This window comes from Corallococcus sp. CA047B (genome assembly GCF_003612065.1).
GTDB lineage: Bacteria > Myxococcota > Myxococcia > Myxococcales > Myxococcaceae > Corallococcus > Corallococcus praedator.
The window spans coordinates 1-20,157 of record NZ_RAWD01000175.1; the positions used below are offsets into that span (position 1 = coordinate 1).

At 69.7% G+C, this 20,157-nt stretch carries 15 protein-coding genes and 1 pseudogene; 8 read left to right on the top strand and 8 right to left on the bottom strand.

Annotation, left to right across the window (positions count from 1 at the left end):
- Window positions 1-693 (bottom strand): annotated as a pseudogene (locus D7X74_RS24970) (serine/threonine protein kinase); the annotation flags it as partial.
- Between the two features lie 81 nt (window positions 694-774).
- Window positions 775-1,527, bottom strand: a complete 753-nt coding sequence (locus D7X74_RS24975) for a TIGR02266 family protein (RefSeq protein WP_120535506.1) — start codon at window positions 1,525-1,527, stop codon at window positions 775-777.
- A 104-nt stretch (window positions 1,528-1,631) separates the two neighbouring features.
- On the opposite strand from D7X74_RS24975, the gene nuoE reads away from it, so the two are divergent.
- The 7 genes from nuoE to D7X74_RS25010 all read left to right on the top strand — a co-directional run bounded on the left by nuoE (window position 1,632) and on the right by D7X74_RS25010 (window position 9,899).
- On the top strand, window positions 1,632-2,120 hold the full coding sequence (gene nuoE, locus D7X74_RS24980; protein WP_120535507.1) for an NAD(P)H-dependent oxidoreductase subunit E: 489 nt from the start codon (window positions 1,632-1,634) through the stop codon (window positions 2,118-2,120).
- A 40-nt stretch (window positions 2,121-2,160) separates the two neighbouring features.
- Window positions 2,161-3,501 carry an NADH-quinone oxidoreductase subunit NuoF gene (gene nuoF, locus D7X74_RS24985; RefSeq protein ID WP_120535508.1) on the top strand — a complete coding sequence of 447 codons (1,341 nt, stop codon included), beginning with the start codon at window positions 2,161-2,163 and terminating at the stop codon, window positions 3,499-3,501.
- Window positions 3,498-4,004, top strand: coding sequence for an NADH-quinone oxidoreductase subunit J (locus D7X74_RS24990; RefSeq protein ID WP_120535509.1), 507 nt, complete (start codon window positions 3,498-3,500; stop codon window positions 4,002-4,004). The genes nuoF and D7X74_RS24990 overlap by 4 nt, the downstream gene beginning before the upstream one ends.
- An 81-nt stretch (window positions 4,005-4,085) precedes the next feature.
- Window positions 4,086-4,388, top strand: a complete 303-nt coding sequence (gene nuoK / locus D7X74_RS24995; RefSeq protein WP_120535510.1) for an NADH-quinone oxidoreductase subunit NuoK — start codon at window positions 4,086-4,088, stop codon at window positions 4,386-4,388.
- Between the two features lie 25 nt (window positions 4,389-4,413).
- The gene (gene nuoL / locus D7X74_RS25000) at window positions 4,414-6,636 is read left to right on the top strand and encodes an NADH-quinone oxidoreductase subunit L (RefSeq protein WP_120535511.1); all 2,223 of its coding nucleotides are present in this window, start codon (window positions 4,414-4,416) and stop codon (window positions 6,634-6,636) included.
- Window positions 6,633-8,324, top strand: a complete 1,692-nt coding sequence (locus D7X74_RS25005; protein WP_120535512.1) for a NuoM family protein — start codon at window positions 6,633-6,635, stop codon at window positions 8,322-8,324. Before nuoL ends, D7X74_RS25005 begins: the two co-directional genes overlap by 4 nt.
- 15 nt (window positions 8,325-8,339) lie before the next feature.
- A complete protein-coding gene (locus D7X74_RS25010; RefSeq protein ID WP_120535513.1) occupies window positions 8,340-9,899 on the top strand; it encodes an NADH-quinone oxidoreductase subunit N in 1,560 nt (519 codons plus the stop codon).
- 818 nt (window positions 9,900-10,717) lie between these two features.
- On the opposite strand, the gene D7X74_RS25015 is transcribed toward D7X74_RS25010, so the two are convergent.
- The 5 genes from D7X74_RS25015 to D7X74_RS25035 all read right to left on the bottom strand — a co-directional run bounded on the left by D7X74_RS25015 (window position 10,718) and on the right by D7X74_RS25035 (window position 18,371).
- Complete coding sequence (locus tag D7X74_RS25015) at window positions 10,718-12,157, bottom strand: sigma-54 dependent transcriptional regulator (protein WP_120535514.1); 1,440 nt, start codon at window positions 12,155-12,157, stop codon at window positions 10,718-10,720.
- Window positions 12,154-14,670 carry an ATP-binding protein gene (locus tag D7X74_RS25020; RefSeq protein WP_120535515.1) on the bottom strand — a complete coding sequence of 839 codons (2,517 nt, stop codon included), beginning with the start codon at window positions 14,668-14,670 and terminating at the stop codon, window positions 12,154-12,156. Before D7X74_RS25020 ends, D7X74_RS25015 begins: the two co-directional genes overlap by 4 nt.
- Window positions 14,667-16,595, bottom strand: a complete 1,929-nt coding sequence (gene selB, locus D7X74_RS25025) for a selenocysteine-specific translation elongation factor (RefSeq protein ID WP_120535516.1) — start codon at window positions 16,593-16,595, stop codon at window positions 14,667-14,669. Before selB ends, D7X74_RS25020 begins: the two co-directional genes overlap by 4 nt.
- Window positions 16,596-16,629: 34 nt before the next feature.
- Window positions 16,630-17,331, bottom strand: coding sequence for a phosphoribosyltransferase (locus tag D7X74_RS25030; RefSeq protein ID WP_120535517.1), 702 nt, complete (start codon window positions 17,329-17,331; stop codon window positions 16,630-16,632).
- A 146-nt stretch (window positions 17,332-17,477) separates the two neighbouring features.
- Window positions 17,478-18,371, bottom strand: coding sequence for an Hsp33 family molecular chaperone HslO (locus D7X74_RS25035; protein ID WP_120535518.1), 894 nt, complete (start codon window positions 18,369-18,371; stop codon window positions 17,478-17,480).
- Between the two features lie 284 nt (window positions 18,372-18,655).
- Between D7X74_RS25035 and D7X74_RS25040 the strand changes: the two genes are divergently transcribed.
- A complete protein-coding gene (locus D7X74_RS25040) occupies window positions 18,656-19,342 on the top strand; it encodes a succinate dehydrogenase (RefSeq protein ID WP_120535519.1) in 687 nt (228 codons plus the stop codon).
- A gap of 93 nt (window positions 19,343-19,435) precedes the next feature.
- Here D7X74_RS25040 and D7X74_RS25045 read toward each other — a convergent pair whose 3' ends face one another.
- Window positions 19,436-19,957, bottom strand: a complete 522-nt coding sequence (locus tag D7X74_RS25045; protein WP_120535520.1) for a single-stranded DNA-binding protein — start codon at window positions 19,955-19,957, stop codon at window positions 19,436-19,438.
- Window positions 19,958-20,157 lie beyond the last annotated feature (200 nt).

Genomic DNA, 20,157 nt, shown 5'->3' on the forward strand with positions numbered 1-20,157 from the left:
GGGAGGGGGCATCGGAGCGGGCGCGGCGGCGAGCGGAGAGGTGATGACCAGGGGTTGGGGGGCGCTGGGAACCGGCGTGGGCGGCGAGGGCGGCAGCCCGATGAGGGTCTCCCGCCGGGGCTCCGGCACGTCCTGCCAGGCCGACGGCTGCGGCGTCTGGATGGGAGGAGACGCGACCTGCGGCGCGGCCGAGCCCAGCTCCAGCGCCGGCATCGCCACCCGGTGGGTGCGGTTCGTCGGCACGGGCGGCGGTCCCACATGCGAGGCATGGGAGGCCCCGGAGGAACCCCCGTCCACCTCCGCCTCGTCGAGCAGCAGCTCCGGCGGCGGAGGGGGGACGCTCATCGGCTCGTCCTCCTCCAGACGTCCGATGTGCGTCGGCTCCTCCGCCGTCAGTTGATCGGCGAAGAACTCGTCGACCTCCAATGCGAAGCGGTCCGCCAGGTCCCCGCCCACCACCTTCTCGCCCTGCTCGGTGAGCTTGAGCTGGGCCTCGCGGTCCATGGCGATGTAGTGGAACTTGCGCAGGAAGAAGAAGTAGTTGTCGAACTCCAGCGAGACGGACGGTTCGAGGGCGGCCTTCACGTCGGCCAGCTTGTTCGAGCGTCCCAGGCGGCCGTTCTCCCGCAGATTCTGCAGGATGAGCAGCGCCTCGCCACTGACGGTGTCACGATGGATTGCGGGCTTCGTCATGGGTGCGCGGACTCTACGCGGCCCCAGCCCGAAGCTTCAATCCTTGGCGCGAGGAACCCGCACGACGGGTTCCACCCGCGCCTACTGGATGCGAAGCAGCTGCTTCACCGTCTCCAGCACTTCCACGAACCGCACCGGCTTGCGCAGGTAGATGTCGACCCCCAGTTGCATCGCGCGATCCTGGGCTTCCTTGCCGCCCGCGGAGATGGCGATGACCGGAATCGACTTGAGCGCCTCTTCCTCCCGGATGCGCTCCACCAGCGCGAACCCGTCCATCACCGGCATGTACAGGTCCAGCATCACCAGGCTGAAGCGGTCCTCCCGCAGCCGAAGGAGGGCGTGGTGCCCGTCCGGCGCGAAGTGGACCTCCAGCGGGACCTTGCCGTGCAGATCGTTGCTCGCGAGCTTCTTCAGCACGTAGCTGTACATCTCGATGATGTGGGGGTTGTCCTCGACGATGAGCACGCGGTACCCGTCCTGTTCGGAAGGGTTCGTCGCGCTGTCGTCAGGTCCCGCCGCACTCAAGATGTCACCCAGTCGCCGCCGATCCTGCTCGCTCTCCACACGGATGCCGACACCCCCGGGCTGATCCGGAGCCGCCAGCCGCACCCAGGCCACGGTGCCGCCGACTTCTACCGGATCCAGCAGTCCCGGGAAAGAAAGTGCAAGCCGAAGCTCGTCGCCCACGACGAAGAGCTGCTCCGTCTGGACGAAGAAACCCCCGGCGGACAGGTTCTCCGTCACGTCCCGGAGCGGACGCCCATGCGGGTAGTCCACCCGGAGGACGGTGGGGATACGGGGGTGCTGCCGCTGGTCCGCAGGGTCCGGGCTCATAACAAGGGGTTGAAATCGCTCGGAAATTTGCTGATGGCGGTCCAGTCTACCGCCGAGGGTTTATGTTGACAACGAAGCCATTGCGGCAATACGTACGGCCCGCCATGGCGGAGCCCCTGTTCACTCCTGAAGAGCAGAAGAAGTTCGACGCGGGGATCGCGGAAATCCTCTCGCACTACCCCTCTGATCGCAAAAGCGCCGGGATGTTGCCCGCGCTTCGCCTGCTTCAGGACCTCAAGGGCTGGTTGCCGCCCGAAGGCCTGCGGTTGGTCGCGAAGAATCTGGAAGTCACGCCGGAGCGCGCCTACGAGGTCGCCAGCTTCTACGTGATGTACCACCTGAAGAAACCGGGCAAGTACGTCATCGACGTCTGCACGAACCTGTCCTGTTCGCTGTGGGGGGCGGAGAAGATGCTCGCCTACCTGGAGCAGAAGCTGGGCATGACGGCGGGGGAGACGAACGACAAGTTCACCCTGCGCGAGACCGAGTGCCTGGCGTCCTGCGGCACGGCGCCCTGCCTGCAGATCAACGAGGACCACCACGAGAGCCTGACCCAGGCCAAGCTGGACGCCATCCTGGCCCGGCTGTCGTGAGTCACCCCTCCTCCCCCTCGCTTTCCTAGGACATCCATCCATGGCCTCTACGGCAAAGGCGGTTGAACCCGTCATCTCGGCGGCCTGGGGCAAGCCCCAGTCCTGGACCCTGGACAGCTACCGTTCGCGCGGTGGCTACGACGGGCTCAAGCGGGCGCTCACGATGGAGCCCCAGGCCATCATCGACGAGGTGAAGAAGTCCAACCTCCGCGGCCGCGGCGGCGCCGGCTTCCCCACGGGCATGAAGTGGAGCTTCGTCCCCAAGGACAGCCCCAAGCCCAAGTACCTGGCGGTCAACGGCGACGAGTCCGAGCCGGGCACCTTCAAGGACCGCTACATCCTGGAGAACGACCCGCACATGATGCTGGAGGGCATCGCCATCGCGTCGTACGCGCTGGGCGTGCACACCTGCTACGTGTACCTGCGCGGCGAGTTCAAGTTCCAGGCGGAGCGCACCCAGGCGGCCATCGACGAGGCCTACAAGGCCGGCATCTTCGGCAAGTCCATGCTGGGCAAGGACTTCGCGCTGGACTGCTACGTGGTCCGCGGCGCGGGCGCGTACATCTGCGGTGAAGAGACGGCCCTGCTGGAGAGCCTGGAGGGCAAGAAGGGCTGGCCGCGCCTGAAGCCGCCCTTCCCCGCCGTGGTGGGCCTGTTCGGCAGCCCCACCGTGGTGAACAACGTGGAGACGCTCGCCAGCGTGCCCCCCATCCTCGCCAAGGGCGCGGAGTGGTACGCCAAGCTGGGCACGGACAAGTCGGGCGGCACGCACCTGGTCTGCCTGTCGGGTTCGGTGAACCGCCCGGGCGTCTACGAGGTGGGGATGCACACCACCATCCTGGAGCTGATCCACGACGACCAGTACGGCCAGGGCATGCCCAAGGGCCGCAAGGTCAAGGCGGTCATCCCGGGCGGGTCCTCCGCGCCGGTGCTGGGCGCGGACGAGTTGGATGTGGCGCTGGAGTTCGAGGCGCTGAAGATGAAGCAGACGATGGCCGGCTCCGGCGGCGTCATCGTGATGGACGACGCCACCTGCATGGTGCGCAGCCTGTGGCGCGTGGCCCGCTTCTACGCGGAAGAGTCCTGCGGCCAGTGCACGCCGTGCCGCGAGGGCACGCCCTGGCAGACGCGCCTGTTGCGCAAGATTGAAGAAGGCCGGGGCGAGCCGGGCGACATCGACATGCTGTCGAACGTGGCGTCCTCCATCGCGCCCTATCCGCCCATCGGCCTGGGCAACACCATCTGCGCGCTGGGCGACGCGGCGGCACTGCCCACGCACTCCTTCCTCATGCGGTTCCGGGACGAGTTCGAGGCTCACCTGCGGGAGAAGCGATGCCCGTTCGGTGACCACCCCTGGGGTTCCTACGGAGACTGGTCTTGAACACTGAGTTGGTTCTCTTCGGCGTTTTCGCCGTCATGACGCTGGTGTCGGCGGGGCTCGTCATCACCGCGCGGAGCCCCATCAACTCCGCCATGGCCCTGGTGTCGACGTTCTTCTTCCTGGCCGGCATCTACGTGCTCCTGTGGGCGCACACGGTGGCCGTCATGCAGGTGCTCGTCTATGCGGGCGCCATCATGGTGCTCTTCCTGTTCGTCATCATGCTGCTCAACCTGGGGGACGCACCCCACCGTGGCAAGTCGTCGGTGACGCGCCTGCTGGGTGGAGCCTCCGCGCTGGGCCTGCTCGCCGTGCTGAGCGTGACGCTCGGCCGCACGAACTCCATGCCGGCCAACCTGGGCCCCCAGGCGCAGGCGACGTTCGGCACCATGGCGGCCATCGGCCAGTCCATCTTCACCACTTGGCTGCTTCCCTTCGAAGCCGTCAGCCTGCTGCTCCTGGTGGCGATGGTGGGCGCGGTGGTGGTGGCCAAGTCCCGGATCTGATCCCCGCCTTCGGACAACTTCTGCTAGATGGCGCGGGCGGGCTCTTGCAGCCGTCCGCCTGAAAGCCAAGAGCTTCCGCACATGGTTCCCATCACCTACTACCTCCTGCTGGCCGCCGCGCTCTTCTGCATGGGCATGTTCGGCGTGCTGGTGCGCACCAACGCGCTGGTCGTCTTCATGTGCGTGGAGCTGATGCTCAACGCGGTCAACCTCACGTTCCTGGCCTTCGCCCGCATGCACGGCGACGGAATCGGGCACGTGTCCGCCTTCTTCGTCATCGCCGTGGCGGCCGCGGAAGCGGCCATCGGTCTGGCCATCGTCATCGCGGTCTTCCGCAGTCGCGGCTCCGTGAACGTGGACGACATCCGGACGATGAAGCACTGAATCCCGTCACTCCCTGAGCCCATCCATGGACGGAATCGTCGAATTCTTCAGAACGGCACCCATCCCCCCCGAGGTGTTCGCACCCTCGCTGGGATTGATCATCCTGCTGCCGCTCCTGGGCGCGTTCGTGTGCGGCGTGTTCGGCAAGTGGCTGGGCCGGGCCAACGTGCACCTGGTGGCGTGCTCCGCCATCGCCGGCGCCTTCGTGCTGAGCCTGATGGCCTTCTGGGCCACCAGCGACGCGGCGGGCGGGCGCGTGGTGAGCATGCCCAACGCGTTCGGCCTGGAGCGCGACGTGGTGCGCTACGCCATCTCGTATGACTACGGCACCTGGTTCGCCGCGGGCGACTTCCGCGTGAACTTCGGGCTGCTGGTGGACCACCTGTCGGGCATCCTGCTGCTGGTCATCACCGGCGTGGGCTTCCTCATCCACCTGTACTCCACCAGCTACATGGAGCACGACGACGGGTACTGGCGCTTCTTCGCGTACCTGAACCTCTTCGTCGCCGCGATGCTGACGCTGGTGATGGCCGACAACCTGGTCCTGCTCTTCGTGGGCTGGGAGGGCGTCGGCATGGCCAGCTACCTGCTCATCGGCTTCTGGTACACGGACAGCGCGAAGGCGTGGGCGGGCCGCAAGGCGTTCGTCACCAACCGCATCGGTGACTTCGCGTTCCTCATCGCCACGTTCCTGCTCATCCTGACGGTGAACGCCTTCAGCCAGCAGGCGGACCCGCGCGACTTCAACTCCGCGGGCAGCTCCCGGGCGCGCTACACGCAGGGCCTGCTGGAGAAGGGCCCCGTCACCTTCAAGGGCCTGGAGAAGATGGCCCTGGCCCTCCCGGAGGGCACGGGCGGCGCGGTGTCGCTCGCCACGCCCATCGAGGCGGGGCCCCTGGCCGGCTACACCTTCGGCGGCGTGATGACCGCCACCATGCTGCTGTTCCTCCTGGGCGCGGCGGGCAAGAGCGCGCAGCTGCCGCTGTACGTCTGGCTGCCGGACGCGATGGCCGGCCCGACGCCGGTGTCCGCCCTCATCCACGCCGCCACGATGGTCACGGCGGGCGTGTACCTGTTCTGCCGCATGAGTTCGCTGCTGGTGCTCAGCCCCACCGCCATGGCGACCATCGCCATCGTGGGCGCGCTGACGTCGCTGCTCGCGGCGCTGATCGCCTTCGCGCAGGACGACATCAAGAAGGTGCTCGCCTACTCCACGGTGTCGCAGCTGGGCATCATGTTCATGGGCGTGGGCATGGGCGTCTTCTGGGCGGCCGCGCTGCACCTGCTGACGCACGCCTGCTTCAAGGCCTGCCTGTTCCTGGGCGCCGGCAGCGTGATGCACGGCAACGGGGACGAGACGGACATCAAGAAGCTGGGCGGCCTGTACAAGGAGATGAAGTGGACGCACGCCACGTTCCTCGTCTCCACGCTGGCCATCACCGGCATCATCCCGCTGTCCGGCTTCTTCTCGAAGGACGCCGTCTTCCACGGCGTGCACCACAACCACCTGCATGACCTGCACTGGGTGTCCGGCTTCGTCTACGCGATGGGCCTGCTCATCACCGCGTGCACCGCGTTCTACATGTCGCGCGTGTACCTGCTGACCTTCACGGGCAAGCGCTCCCCCGAGGCCAAGGTGGCGCACGCGCACGAGAGCTCCTGGTTCATGACGCTGCCCCTGGTGGTGCTGGCGTTCCTGAGCATCGTGACGCTGGTGTACGCACTGCCGCTGATGCCCCGCACGGGTGGCGGCATGCAGCCGGTGTTCGAGAACTTCCTCTCCCCGGTGCTGCGTCCGGCCGAAGCGGTCGCCCGCGCGGCCCAGACGGTGGCCCTGGACAACAGCACGCCGGCCTTCCTGGACTACCTCACCGCGTGGCTGGTGGCCCTGTCCGGCGGCGCCGCTGCGGCGTTCCTCTACCTGAAGTACTTCCCCGCGCAGGTGGGCAAGCCCGTGCCGGCGTTCGCCCGCGCGGTGCGCCGCACGGCCCACAACAAGTTCTACGTGGATGAGCTGTACGAGTTCATCCTCATCCGTCCGGTGAAGTTCGTGGCCTTCATCCTCTTCCGCGTGGTGGACGCGCTCGTCATCGACACGGTGCTGGTGCGCGGCACCGCCTACGTGACGGAGAAGGTGGGCCTCGGGCTGCGCCGGCTCCAGACGGGTGACGCGCAGGCCTACGCCGCCATCATGGCGCTCGCCATCCTGGGCGGCGCGGTCTACGCCCTCCTGCAGGTGCTTTCATGAGCTTCTTCGACACCCACCTGTTGAACGTCGTCATCTACCTGCCGCTCGTGTTCGCGGCGCTGGTGCTGATGCTGCCCTCCACGGAGCACGGGCAGGTCCGCACCATCACGTTCGTGGGCATGCTGCTGGACCTGGCGTTCGGCGTCTGGGCCTACCTCCGCTTCGAGCCTTCCGGAGCGGAGTTCCAGATGGAGTACCGCGTCCCCTGGTTCCAGCAGTTCGGGATGAGCTACCACCTGGGCGTGGATGGCCTGGCGGTGAGCCTGCTGCTCCTGACGGTGTTCCTGGGCCCGCTGGTGGTGCTGGCCTCCACCACGTACATCAGCCACCGCATCAAGGAGTTCCATCTGGCGCTGCTGGTGCTCCAGACGACGATGCTGGGCGCGCTGGCGTCGATGGACGTCCTGCTCTTCTACATCTTCTTCGAGGCCATGCTCATCCCCATGTACCTGCTGGTGGGTGTGTGGGGCGCCGAGGACCGGCGCATGGCGGCGGTGAAGTTCTTCCTCTACACGCTGGTCGGCTCGCTCTTGATGCTGGTGGCCATCGTGGCGGTGTACTTCGTGAGCGGGGCTCCGGGCACGCGCTCGTTCGACTACGGCACGCTCTACAACAACCTGCTCGCCGCCAATCAGCAGCTCGCCGCGTGCACCAACGGCCCGGAGGGCGCGTGCGCGTCGCTGACGGGCCTGGCCGCCACGCTGCACACGTACGGGCCGTGGATGTTCGCCGCGTTCGCGCTGGCGTTCGCCATCAAGGTCCCGATGTGGCCGGTGCACACCTGGTTGCCGGACGCGCACGTGCAGGCGCCGGTGGCGGGTTCCATGATTCTTGCCGGCGTGATGCTGAAGATGGGCACCTACGGCTTCTGGCGCTTCGCGATTCCGCTGTTCCCGGTGGCGGCGCAGGCCGCGCGGCCGTTCCTGGCGGTGCTGGCCGTCATCGGCATCGTGTACGGGGCGCTGATGTGCCTGGCGCAGCGGGACATCAAGAAGCTCATCGCGTACTCGTCCGTCAGCCACCTGGGCTACTGCATGCTGGGCCTGCTGGCCGTCACGAGCGAGGGCGCCACGGGCAGCGCGTACCAGATGCTGAACCACGGCATCTCCACGGGCGCGCTGTTCCTCCTGTTCGGCTTCCTCTACGAGCGCCGCCACACCCGGCTCATGTCGGACTACGGCGGCATCGCGAAGGTGATGCCGGTGTTCACCGCGGCGTTCGTCATCATCACGTTCTCGTCGGTGGCGGTGCCGGGCACCAACGGCTTCATCGGTGAGTTCCTGGTGCTGATGGGCACCTTCAAGAGCACCCTGCCCCTGGGCTTTGGCGCGTTCGCCACCCTGGGCGTCATCCTGGGCGCCGCGTACATGCTGTGGATGGTGCAGAAGGTCTTCTTCGGCGGCATCACCCACCGGGAGAACCAGCACCTGCGCGACATGAACCTGCGCGAGATGCTCACCACGGCGCCCTTCATCGTGCTGGTCGCGGTGATGGGTCTGATGCCGCAGCCCTTCCTGGAGCGCATCGCCCCGTCCACCGACCGCTACGTGGCGCGCGCCAGCGTGGGCGCTCCGGGTGCCACCCAGGCGAAGGACGACCAGCTGCGCGTGGAGGTGATGTCGTTGCCCTCCACCGCCGCCGCGGCCCGCCCCTCCGTTCCCGCCGCGCCGCTCGCCGTGCGCGAGTAGGCCCCGAAAGACTCCATGAACCTGCCAAACCTCACCCTGGCGGATTTCCTCCCCCTGCTGCCCGCCATCATCATGGTGGTGGCGGCCTCCGTCCTGCTGCTGTCGGAGGTGTTCCTCTCCGCCACCGCGTCCCGCGGCTACCAGGCGGTGCTCACCGTCGTGGCGGCGGCGGCCAGCGGCGCCGTGGCCGTGGGCCTGATGTTCGAGCCGCCCCAGGAGGTGTTCCTGGGCTTCGGCGTGTTGGACCCCTTCTCCAGCTTCCTCACCCTGGTGGTGAGCGTGGGCCTGGGACTGGCGGCGCTGAGCGCGGTGGGCTTCCTGCGCAAGCGCGGGGCGGAGCGCGGTGAGTTCTACGCGCTGATGCTCTTCGCGTCCGCGGGCATGAGCCTGCTGGCCATGTCGACGGAGTTCATCACCATCTTCGTCAACATCGAGGTGCTCTCCATCGCGACGTACGCGCTGACGGCGTACCTGCGCCGGGGCACGCGTCCCAGCGAGGCGGGCTTCAAGTACTTCATCCTGGGCGCCTTCTCGTCCGCCATCCTGCTGTACGGCACGGCGCTGCTGTACGGGGCCACGGGCACGACGAAGCTCAACGACATGGTCGTTCCGCTGCAGCAGGCGCTCAACGGCAACCCGGCCCTGGTGTACGTGGGCGCGGTGCTCATCGCGGCGGGCTTCGCGTTCAAGGTGGCGGCGGTGCCGTTCCACATGTGGACGCCGGACGTGTACGAAGGGGCTCCCACGCCGGTGACGGCGCTGATGAGCGCGGGCGTGAAGGCGGCGGCGTTCGCCTCGCTGGTGCGCGTGTTCCTCACGGTGGGCAAGGGCATGGACCCCAAGCTGCCGCTGATGCTGTTCGCCACGCTGGCGCTGCTCACCATGGTGGCCGGCAACCTGATGGCCATTCCGCAGCGCAACGTGAAGCGCATGCTGGCGTACTCCTCCATCGCGCACGCGGGCTACCTGCTGCTGGGCGTGGCGGCGCTGTTCGTCGCGGCGCCGGGCGAGAGCTTCCGCGTGCTGTCCGCGTCGTCGCTGTCGGGTGGGACGCCGCTGGACGTGGCCCGCTCGGACGCGCTGCGCGGCATCCTGTACTACCTGCTGGCCTACACCTTCAGCGCGGCGGGCGCCTTCGCGATGGTGTCCGCGCTGGAGCGCCGCGAGGACGAGGAGAAGGGCACCGCGTGGGACCTGGAGCGCTTCGCGGGCCTGGCGCAGCGCCGGCCGGGTTACGCGTTCGCCATGGCGGCCTTCATGCTGTCGCTGGGCGGCATCCCCCCCACGGTGGGCTTCATGAGCAAGCTGCTCATCTTCCAGGCCGCCATCGACGTGGGCCTCGTGGGCCTCACCATCGTCGCGGTGCTCTCCAGTGCGGCGGGCGCGTATTACTACCTGCGCGTCGTCGTCTACATGTTCATGCACCCCGTCCCGGAGGGCGCGCAGCCGCTGGAGCGCAACTGGGGCACCGAGGCCGCGCTGGTCATCTCCACCGTCGCCGTCGTGCTCCTGGGCATCCTCCCCGGCCACGTCACGGACTGGCTCGCCCAGGCGGGCACGCTGTTCGGTCAGTAGCCCACGGACAGCGGTACGTCGCACCCGACGCCCGTCGCGGCCCCTGGCCCGGCGGGCGTTGTCGTTGCGGGGCGGCAAGGCAGGCAAACCCCTACGCGGAAGTCGCCGGTGAGGGGCGCCCCTCCCCTCCCCGCCGGGTGATGCGCCCTGCCCCACGCCTCAGCGCCGCGGCGCCCCCTGCGTGGCGCGTGCCTGTCCGCGAGGCTCGGATCCGCATGACGCGCACCAGCATGCGTGGCGGATGGCGCAGCCCGGCAAACGGATCCGCGCGACATGGCCCGTGGCGTCATGGGCCGACGTGGATTGCAGAAGTGAAATGGACTCTGCCGCCTGGAGCTCGGAAGGGACGCGGGCGTGGAGGGCGCGGCGGCCACGGACTCAATCCCCCCCTGTCATACCTCTCAGGGATGAGCTGGCCAGGGAGCGCGGCGTTGAGTGGAAAAGAAGGCGGCCCGGCACCCGTGAGGGTGTCGGGCCGCGGGTCTTCTCAAGGTGACACACCGGAAGTGCTGAAAGGGTGGGGGGGAACCACTTTCAGCCTCGCTTCGATGCGTCCCGGACCTAAGCCTTAGCAGGTGCCATGCCAGCCGCTTCAGAAGGTGAAACTCTAGAGTTCTCAGGCACTTGGACGACAGGGCAACACTGCGCTCCCCTCCTCCGAGCATTGCAGGGCTGAAATCGGGTTTCAGATCTGAAAAGCCCGAGCAAATCCGGGGGGTTGATTTTTTCAACCTTGAACGGGTCCGATTTCGGATCTGAACCCACCCGGAAGGGGGGTGGGACACGTCCTGGACACCGACCCCAAGGGTTACCTGCACCTACTCGCGCGGGGCGCCGGCGGGGGGCCGGAGGTTGAGCCGCTTCATCTTCCGCCACAGCGTGGTGGAGGAGACGCCCAGCTCGTCGGCCACGCGGGCCAGGTCCACGCCGTGGCGCTCCAGGGCCTGGACGATGGCGCGGCGCTCGGCTTCCTCCACCACCTCCGCCAGCGTGGGGCCGGAGGCCTCCGGGCTTCCCGGGCGGGCGTCCGTGGGCGGCAGGCCCGAGGCGGCCGCCGGCAGCACGCGGGACTGGGGGCGCAGCGGGAAGTCCTCCGGGAGCAGTTCGTCCGCTTCCGCCAGCGCGGCGGCCTGCTCCACCAGGTTCTCCAGCTCGCGCACGTTGCCGGGGAAGTTGTACGTCATCAGGTGCTCCAAGGCGGTGGCGGACAGGCGCCGGGCCCGGGGGCTGCGAGCGTTGGAGCGTTGCAGGAAGTGCTCCGCCAGCGCGGGCACGTCATCCAGGCGCTCGCGAAGGGGTGGCACGCGCAGCATCACCACGTTGAGGCGGTAGTAGAGGTCCTGGCGGAAGCGCTTCTCGCGCACCTCCAGCTCGATGTCCCGGTTGGTGGCCGCGGCGATGCGCGCGTCCACGCGCATCGCGGTGGACTCGCCCACGCGGCGCACTTCTCCGTCCTGCAGCGTGCGCAGCAGCTTGGACTGGAAGGCGGGGCTCGTCTCCGTCACCTCGTCGATGAACAGCGTACCGCCGTCCGCTTCCTCGAAGAGGCCCCGGCGTGTCTTCACCGCGCCCGTGAAGGCGCCCTTGGCGTGGCCGAAGAGCTCGCTCTCCAGGAGCGTCTCGCTGATGGCCGCGCAGTTGACGGGCACGAAGGGCCGGCCGCTGCGGCGGCTGTGCGCGTGGAGGGCGCGCGCCACCAGCTCCTTGCCGGTGCCGCTCTCGCCCTGGATGAGGACGGTGGCGTCGCTCTGCGCGACGCGCATGAGGCGCGTGGTGAGCTCCCGCATCGCCTGGCTGCGCCCCACCAGCGCGGACAGGCCGTGGGTCTGGTAGAATTCGGTGGCGAAGTTGTCCACCGCCATCTGGAGCTTGGAGCGCTCCAGGGCGCGCTCCACGCGGTAGCGCAGCTCGCCCTCCTTGAAGGGCTTGGTGACGTAGTCGTACGCCCCCAGGCGCATGGCCTCCACGGCGCTCTCGATGGAGCCGAAGGCCGTCATCATGATGGCCTGCAGGCGCGGGGAGACCTCCAGCCCGCGCTTGAGGAGCGTGAGCCCGTCCATGGGCTCCATCTTCAGGTCCGTGAGCAGCAGGTCCACCTGCCCCTTCGCGAGCACGCCCAGGGCCTCCTCGCCGGTGGCGGCCTCGGACACGGTGTAGCCGTCATCGCGCAGGAGCATCGCGGTGGTGGCGCGCATGTTGCGCTGGTCGTCCACCACGAGGATGCGTCCTCGGGGAACTGGCGTGGTTGCGTCGGTCATGGAAAGGACAGGGGCTGCGTGAGCGGCAACCGGAAGATGAACGTCGTACCGCGTCCCGGCACGCTCTCCACGGCGATTTCGCCGCGGTGATCCTCCAGGATGCGCTTCACCACCGCGAGGCCCATGCCGGTGCCCTGGGCCTTGGTGGTGAAGAAGGGTTCGAAGACGCGGTGGAGCAGCTCGGCCGGGATGCCCGGTCCCTGGTCCATCACGTCGATGCGCAACTGTTCGCGGCCGCCGTGCGTCTCGCGGCGGGCCTTCACCTGCACCTCGCCCCCATGGGGCATGGACTGGATGGCGTTGACGGCCACGTTGAGGATGGCCTGGCGGATGAGCCTCCGGTCGATGAGCACCGGCGGCATGCCGGGCTCCACCTCCGAGGAGATGCGCACCGGACGCTCCGCGCCCCCCTGCACCTTCGCCGCCTCCACCGAGTCCTGGAGCACGCGCAGCAGATCCTCGGGCTGGAGCACCGGGTTGCGCGGGCGGGTGTAGTCCAGCAGGGCGCCCACCATCCGGTTGAGGCGGTCACTCTCCTCGCCCACGATGTCCAGCAGCATGGCGGCGTCCCCTTCCGGCTTGAGGATCCGCCGCAGCGAGGCCACCGCGTTGAAGATGACGCCCAGGGGGTTTCGCACCTCGTGCGCGACGATGGCGGACAGCTCGCCCAGGGCCGCCAGCCGCTCGCGCTTCACCATCTCCGCGCGGGTGGCGGCCAGCTCCGCGTAGCTGGCCCACAGCGATTCGTACAGCCGCGCGTTGGCGATGGACAGCGCGAGCTGGCCGCACGTGGCCTCCGCCAGGTCGATGAGCTCCGGGCCGAAGGGACGCGGGCCGCGCACGTCGTCCACCATCACCACGCCGATGAGCTCCTCGCGCGAGGTGAGCGGCAGGCCCAGCAGCGCCTTCTCCCCCAGTTGTTCGACGAGCGCGGTGTCGGCGGACGAGCCGCCCTGCCGCAGGTCCTCGATGGCGATGGGCCTGCGCTCGCGGGCCACGCGCGCGGCCAGGGAGGCGCTGTCGAGCGGCACCACCACCGTGCGGAACAGGTCCCGGTGCGCCTCGGACGCGGCCGCGCCCCGGAGCACCTTGGCCTGCTCGTCGTAGAGCAGGATGAAGCAGTTGGACACGTCCAACAGGTGCACCAGGAAGTCGGACGCGACGTCCAGGATGCTCGCCGTCTCCAGCACGCCCGACGTGGTGCGCGACAGGTCCAGCAGCAGGCGCGTCTCCGTGAGCTGGCGGGCGGACTCGGCCCGGAGGCGGCGCTGCTCCAGGAGCGTCACCAGCAGCTCCGCGAGCGTGGCCAGCAGCCGCGCGTCGCGTTCGTCGAAGGGCTTCTCCTTCGGGCGCAGCGCCTGCACCACGCCCACGCCCTCCCCGCCCCGGGTGAGCCGCGCCGCCGTTCCGGCCCCGAAGCGGCCCTGGGACACCGACTCCAGCGCGCGATTCTGGGCGTACGAGGACACCACGCCCCCGTCCGTCCGGAGCGACGCGGGCAGCAGCACGCCGGTGATGCGCTCCGCCTCGCCCCCCGAGAGGCTCCCCTCCTCCAGGCCCACGTGCGCGACGAGGCGCGGAGGCTGGCCCGGCTCCGGGGCGACGTGCAGCACCACCGCCTGGGCATGCAGCAGGTCCGCCACCCGGGCGAGGAACCGCTCCGGCGGCGGGGGGACGGGCTGCGCCACGAAGCGCGCCATCTCCGCCACCGCCTCCACCTCCCAGCGGCTGCGCGCGCCGTCCGCCTGGAGGTGCGCGTCCGCGAGCGCCGCGCCCACCACCTTCGCGAACAGCGTCAGCACCGAGCCGTGCCGGGGCGCCACCCACGGCCCCGCCACCCAGAGCACCTCCGACTGAGGCCCGCCCACCGGCAGGTACGCGTGCGTGGGCTCCGCGTGGTCCGCGCCGCCAAACACCGGCCGCCCGTCCGACAGCGCCTCCAGCGCCAGGTGCGCGTCCACCGGCGGGGACACGCCGTCACGCACCACCAGCCGCGTGCCCTCCCAGCGCAACAGCCGCGCCCGGAAGCCCGCGCCCTCCAGGCCCGCCAGCGCCACGCGCCGCACCGCCTCCTCCGAGCGCGCGGACACCAGCGCCGCGGACGTGTCCACCAGCCGCTCCGCCACCGCCAGCTCCACCGGCCGCTCCGCCTGGACCAGGCAGTTGAGGAGCAGGCCGTAGCCGCCTCCCTCCAGCATCAGCTGCGAGGCCTGGACGGAGACCTCGTGCGTGCGGCCCTGCGCATTGGCCACCCCGTAGAGCTGCGTGCGCCCATCCAGCGGCGAGCCCGTGGCCAGCCGGCGGTAGCGATCCGCCAGGCGGCTGCGCTCCTCCGCCTGCACGAAGTCGAGGAAGGAGCGGCCCTCCACCTGTTCGCGCTCCAGGCCCAGCAGCCGCACGTACCCGTCGTTGGCCACGTGCACGTGGCCCTCCCCGTCCAACACCAGCACGGGGTTGGAGAAGGGCTCCACCAGGGCGCGCAGTTCCTGCTTGCTGTAGGCCTTGGGACTCATCCTCGACGCAGCACCCTTTTGTCACCCACCCGCAGCGTCACCTTCTCCCGATCGAAGTACTCCGACAAGGGGATGATGAACTTGCGGCTCTGGCCCACCAGGTCCTTGAAGCCCTGGGTGGTGATTTCCTTCTGCTCCCGCAGGTGCGTCACCAGCCGCTCGCGCAGGCCGCCGAGCGCGTCCGCGTCGAAGCACAGCTCCTCGCTCACGCGCACCCCCACGCCCTGCGCCACCAGCACCTTCAGCAGCTCCTGGAGCTTCGCGGGCGGCAGCTTCAGCTTCTGCGCCAGCTCCGTGACGGTGGGCGGCGCCAGCCCCGCCGCGGACAGCTCCGCGGACAGGCGCGTGCGCGCGGCCTCATCCCCCAGGGTGAGCGTGCGTCCCCGGCCCTGCAGGCGCACCACATCCTTCTCCGACGCTGCCTTCCCCGCGTCCACCAGCGCCTGCACCACGCGCTGGAACAGGCGCGCGTCCAGTTGCGCGGAGAGCCGCTGGCGCAGCTCCTCGCGCGACAGGCCCTCGCGCATCGGCTCGCGTTCGTGGAACGCGGCGAGCAACGCGAGCGAGCGCTGGCGCAGGCCTTCGAACACGTCATGGGAGACGTAGAGCCGCCGCTCCCGGTCCACCAGCAGCACCTGCCCCTTCGCGCCCAGCAGCTCCAGCGTGCGCGCCAGCACCCTGGGCGAAAGCCCCGAGCGGCCGAACAGCTCCGTCTGCGTGAGCCCCGCGTAGCCCGCCTGCCGCAACAGCCACGCCACCTGCCCGGCCGCGTCCGCCTCCAGCAGCGGCCGCACCACCCCGGACGCCCCCCGGCGACGGCGCGGCGGGGTGATGGACAGCACGCGGCCCCCGGCCACCGTGGCGCCCCGGCCCGGCAGCGCGCGCGAGCCTCGCAGGATGAAGCGCTGTCCCACGAGCGCGCCCACCGGCGATGCCAGCCGCAGCTGCGCGAGCGCCGTCTCCCCGGGCGCGAGCGTGTCCAGGTCCAGCAGCGCCACCGTGGCCTCCACCTGCGCGGTGCCCAGGTGCAAGAGCAGCTTGCGGCGCTTCGGGAGCGGGGACTCGGCCGCGGGCAGCAGCGTCAGCTCCACGTCCAGCATGGACGTCTGTGGCAGCTCGCCCTCGCGCACGAGCACCATGCCCCGGTGCACGTCCTCCGTCTCCACGCCCGTCACGTTCACCGCCGCGCGCTGCCCTGCCTCCACGCGCGCCACCGGCTGCCCGTGCACCTGCACGCCCCGCACGCGCAGCGGCCCCGGCCGGGCCCCGGAACCGGAGGGCAGCAGCGACACCGCGTCGTCCACCGCCAGGGAGCCGGACAGCAGCGTGCCCGTCACCACCGTGCCGAAGCCCTTGATGCTGAAGGCCCGGTCCACCGGCAGGAACGCGGGCCCCTCCGAGGGGCGCGCCGGCAGCGTGGCCCCCGCGCGCCCAAGCGCCGACTTCAGGTCCGCGAGGCCCGCGCCCGTCCTCGCGGACACGGGCACCACGGGCGCCTTTTCCAGGAAGGTGCCGGTGGTGAGCGCGGCGAGGTCCGCCTCCACCAGCGCACGCCAGTCGTCGCCCAGCGCCTCCAGCAGGTCCGCCTTGGTGAGCGCGACGACGCCCGCCTTCACGCCGAGCAGCCGGCAGATGTCCAGGTGCTCGCGCGTCTGGGGCATGACGCCCTCGTCGGCGGCCACCACCAGCACCGCCAGGTCCACGCCGCCCGCGCCGGCGGCCATGGCCTTCACGAAGCGCTCGTGGCCGGGCACGTCCACCACGCCCGCCACGTGTCCATCCGGCAGGGGCAGGTGCGCGAAGCCCAGCTCCAGCGTGATGCCCCGCCGCTTCTCTTCCGGGAGCCGGTCGGTGTCGATGCCTGTCAGCGCCTTCACCAGGGACGTCTTGCCGTGGTCGATGTGCCCCGCAGTCCCGATGATCATCGCCGCGTCAGCACCCTTCCGGTGTCCCGCGGACTCAGGCGCCGGCCTTGTCCGGGTCGTCGTCGAAGTGCGCTTCGCCCATCCCGGGCTCGTAGTCCCAGGGGAAGACGAAGAGCGAGTCGGTGGACATCCCCGCGTGGTCCGGCGTGAAGCCCTCCGGCCGCGCCACGAGGCACGCCGTCTTCACTTCCTTCGCGCCCACCTTGCGCGCGAGCGCCGTGGCCAGCTCCAGCGTGTCCCCGCTGGACGCGATGTCGTCCACGATGAGGACGCGCAGGCCCTTGATGGCCAGGGGCATCTCCTCGCTCACCTGGGGGTCCAGCGCGCGGTTCTTCGTCCGGTCCGCCTTGTCACGGCTGCGGCGGCTGATGCGCACGGGGAAGAACTGGACGCCGAGCGCCCCCGCGAGCGCCCCGCCCACGTACACGCCGCCGTGCGCCACGCCCACCACCGCCTGCGGCTCCCAGCTCTGACGGATGGTGCGCGCCAGCTTCTGCACCGAGCGGTCGAACTCCGCCCACGACAGCTCCACCACGCCGTTGGGCTTCTGGCGGGACTGGTCGCGGCCGGTGGGTTGGCGCGGGGCCTCCACCTGGGGCGCGAGCACCAGGTCGTTGGGAATGGAAACGATGCGCTCCGCGCCCTGCTTCTGGGCGTCGGACGGCGAGGGGGACTTCGGGGAAGGGTTGCGCTGGTCCTGGGACTTCGGCCCAGGCGCTGCCCGCTTGGTGGCCACGGCGAAAGCTCCGGGTGAGGTGCGGTCCTGTCATATCCCGAGCACCGCGCCCTCGCCACAACCGCCGCGCCTGCTTCCTCGGCGGATGTGACGCGCGGAAGACATCCCCCGGTGCCGCCAGGATGTCTGTCTTCAAGACAGGAGGCTCAGACGCTGCCTTCGGCCAGCATCTGGGAGATCTCCGCGCCCGGGATGACATAGCGCGTCGTGCAGAACTGGCAGGTGGCCTCCGCCTGGCCTTCCTTCTCGAGCAGGTCCTGGAGTTCCTCCTTGCCCATGGCGAGCAGCGCCAGCTTCACGCGGTCGCGGCTGCACGAACAGGTGAAGCGCAGCGGGTAGCGCGACATCACCTCCAGGTCCGCCTCCGGCACCAGCGAGCGCAAGAGCGTGGTCGCCCCATCCTGGGCGTGCGCCTGGACCGCCGTCTGGAACTGCGCCTTGAGGCGGTTGCCCAGCGCCTGGAAGGCGTCCTTGTCCCCGTTGGGCAGGGGCTGCACGAGCAGGCCCACCACGGTGCCCAGGAGGTCCTCCTTGCCGTCCACCACGCCCGGAAGCTGCGCCATGAGCAGGTGCGAGGGCACCTGATCCGACTGATGGAAGTAGCGCTCCAGGTCCGCCACCAGGTCGAAGTGCTCCAGCTCCACGGACGAGCGGTAGTACTCGCCGCCGCCCTGGTCGCGCAGCACGGACAGGAAGCCGTGGTTCCCCAGCACGGGACGCCAGTGGTACCTGCCCTCCGTCCCCACGTACTCCACCAGCGTGTTCTTCACGTAGCCGCGCACCACGCCGTTCGCGTCGCCGTCCACGAAGAGGCCGCGCAGGGGGCCGTCGCACTCCAGTTGCAGGTTGATCCGGGAGTCCGTGCCCTTGCGGAGCGCGCCCATGAGGGCGGCGGCGGTGAGGCCCTGGGACAGGAGGGCGGCGGAGGCCGGCATGCTCTGGTGCGCGGCGCGGGCCTGGCGGGACAGGACGCTGGTGGTGGCCAGCATCAGCCGCAGGTCCGACGCCTTCAACAATCCACTGACAAGCTCATCGGGCATAAGGGGGCTTGTTAGCGCGCCGCACCCGTCCGTGCCCACCGATGAAAGTGGGGCGGGGACGGGACGCCCGCGCGCCTGCCAGCAGCCGGGCCAGGGGGATGGCATCGGCGGGGCTTATGAGTCGGTGTTCCCCGGCTGCCACGCCCGGGCACGCTGGAATGCGGAAGAAATCCAGCCCGCGCTACGGAACAGCTATAAACCGCCTCCTGGCCGTCGCACCTGGCCCTGACTTGGGCGCGCGGGGGCTTCCACCCCACCATCCGCGTGCCCGCGCTGGAGACTCGATGAGCACCCAAGCCACCGCCGAAGCCATCACCGACCGGACGCCCTTGTTGAAATCGCGGCTGGGTTCGTTCCTCGCCGTGGTGCCCCTGAGCATCTGGGTCATCAACCATCTGTGGGACAACCTGTCCGCCTTCCGCGGCGCGGCGGCCTGGCAGGAGTCGGTGACGCAGTACGCGAACCCGTTCGCCCAGGCGTTCACGTTCATCATCGTGATGCTGCCCCTGCTCATCCACACGGCGTGGGGGCTGGTGCGCATGTTCAGCTTCAAGCCCAACAACCTGCAGTACAACAACTACGGCAACCTGAAGTACCTGGTGCAGCGCGTGGCCGGCCTGGGCGTGCTCGCGTTCCTGGGCGCCCACATCTGGCTGGCCTTCCTGCACCCCCGGCTGGTGGAGGGCGGCGCGGAGCCCTTCGCGGACATCGCCCGGGAGATGCACCACCACGGCCCCACGCTGATGGTCTACCTGCTGGGCACGCTGGGCACCGCGTACCACCTGGCCAACGGCCTGCAGACCTTCGCCATGGGCTGGGGCATCTTCGCCAGCGACCGCTCCATGCGCCGCTTCGAGCCCTTCTCCATCCTCATCTTCCTCATCCTGCTGGCCATGGCGTGGGGCAGCATCTACGCCCTCTACACCGCCGGCGCGGCCTTCAGCCCGGAAGGCATGGACGTCGGAAGCTGAGCAGGACGTCGCCTTCGGACCCCGGAAACACGACCGGCCGCCCCTGACTTCCAGGAGCGGCCGGTTCGCTTTTCAGGGGTGCCTACCAGGGCGTCAGAACGGGATGTCTTCGTCCGCGCCGCCGCCGTGGTTGCCACCGCCCATGCCGCCGTCGTCCATGCCCATGGGGGGCGGCTGGCCGTAGTCGTCCCCGCCGCGCGAGGGGGCGCCGCCGCCCTGCGACCGGCGTCCGCCACCAGCGCCGCCGGAGCTGGCCCCGCCGCTGTAGCCCTCGCCGGCGTCACGTCCGCCGAGGAAGGTCACGGAGGTGGCGACGACCTCGGTGGTGTAGTTCTTCTTGTTCTCCTTATCCATCCACTCGCGGGTCTGCAGCCGACCCTCGACGAAGCACTGCCGTCCCTTCTTGAGGTACTCGCCGCACAGCTCCGCGAGCTTTCCCCAGACGACGATGCGGTGCCACTCGGTGCGCTCCTGCTTCTGGCCGTTCTTGTCGTTCCAGCTCTCGCTCGTGGCGATGCGGAAGTTCGCCACGGCCTGACCGCCCGGGGTGAAGCGCACCTCGGGGTCCGCGCCGAGATTGCCGATGAGAATGACCTTGTTCACGCCTCCAGCCATGGTTCCTCCCTACCGAGACCTGGCCCACCAAGGGCCAGGTACAACCCGCGAGGACACACGCCCCGACAGGTCCTTCAGCCCATAGCATCCACCACTGACATTCCCCGGGCCAGAAACCGGCCGGAGAACGCGCGGACGCACGCCCGCCTGTGCCTCAGGCGGGAAGCCCCCGGATTCCGGGGGGTTGGACGGGTGGGAGG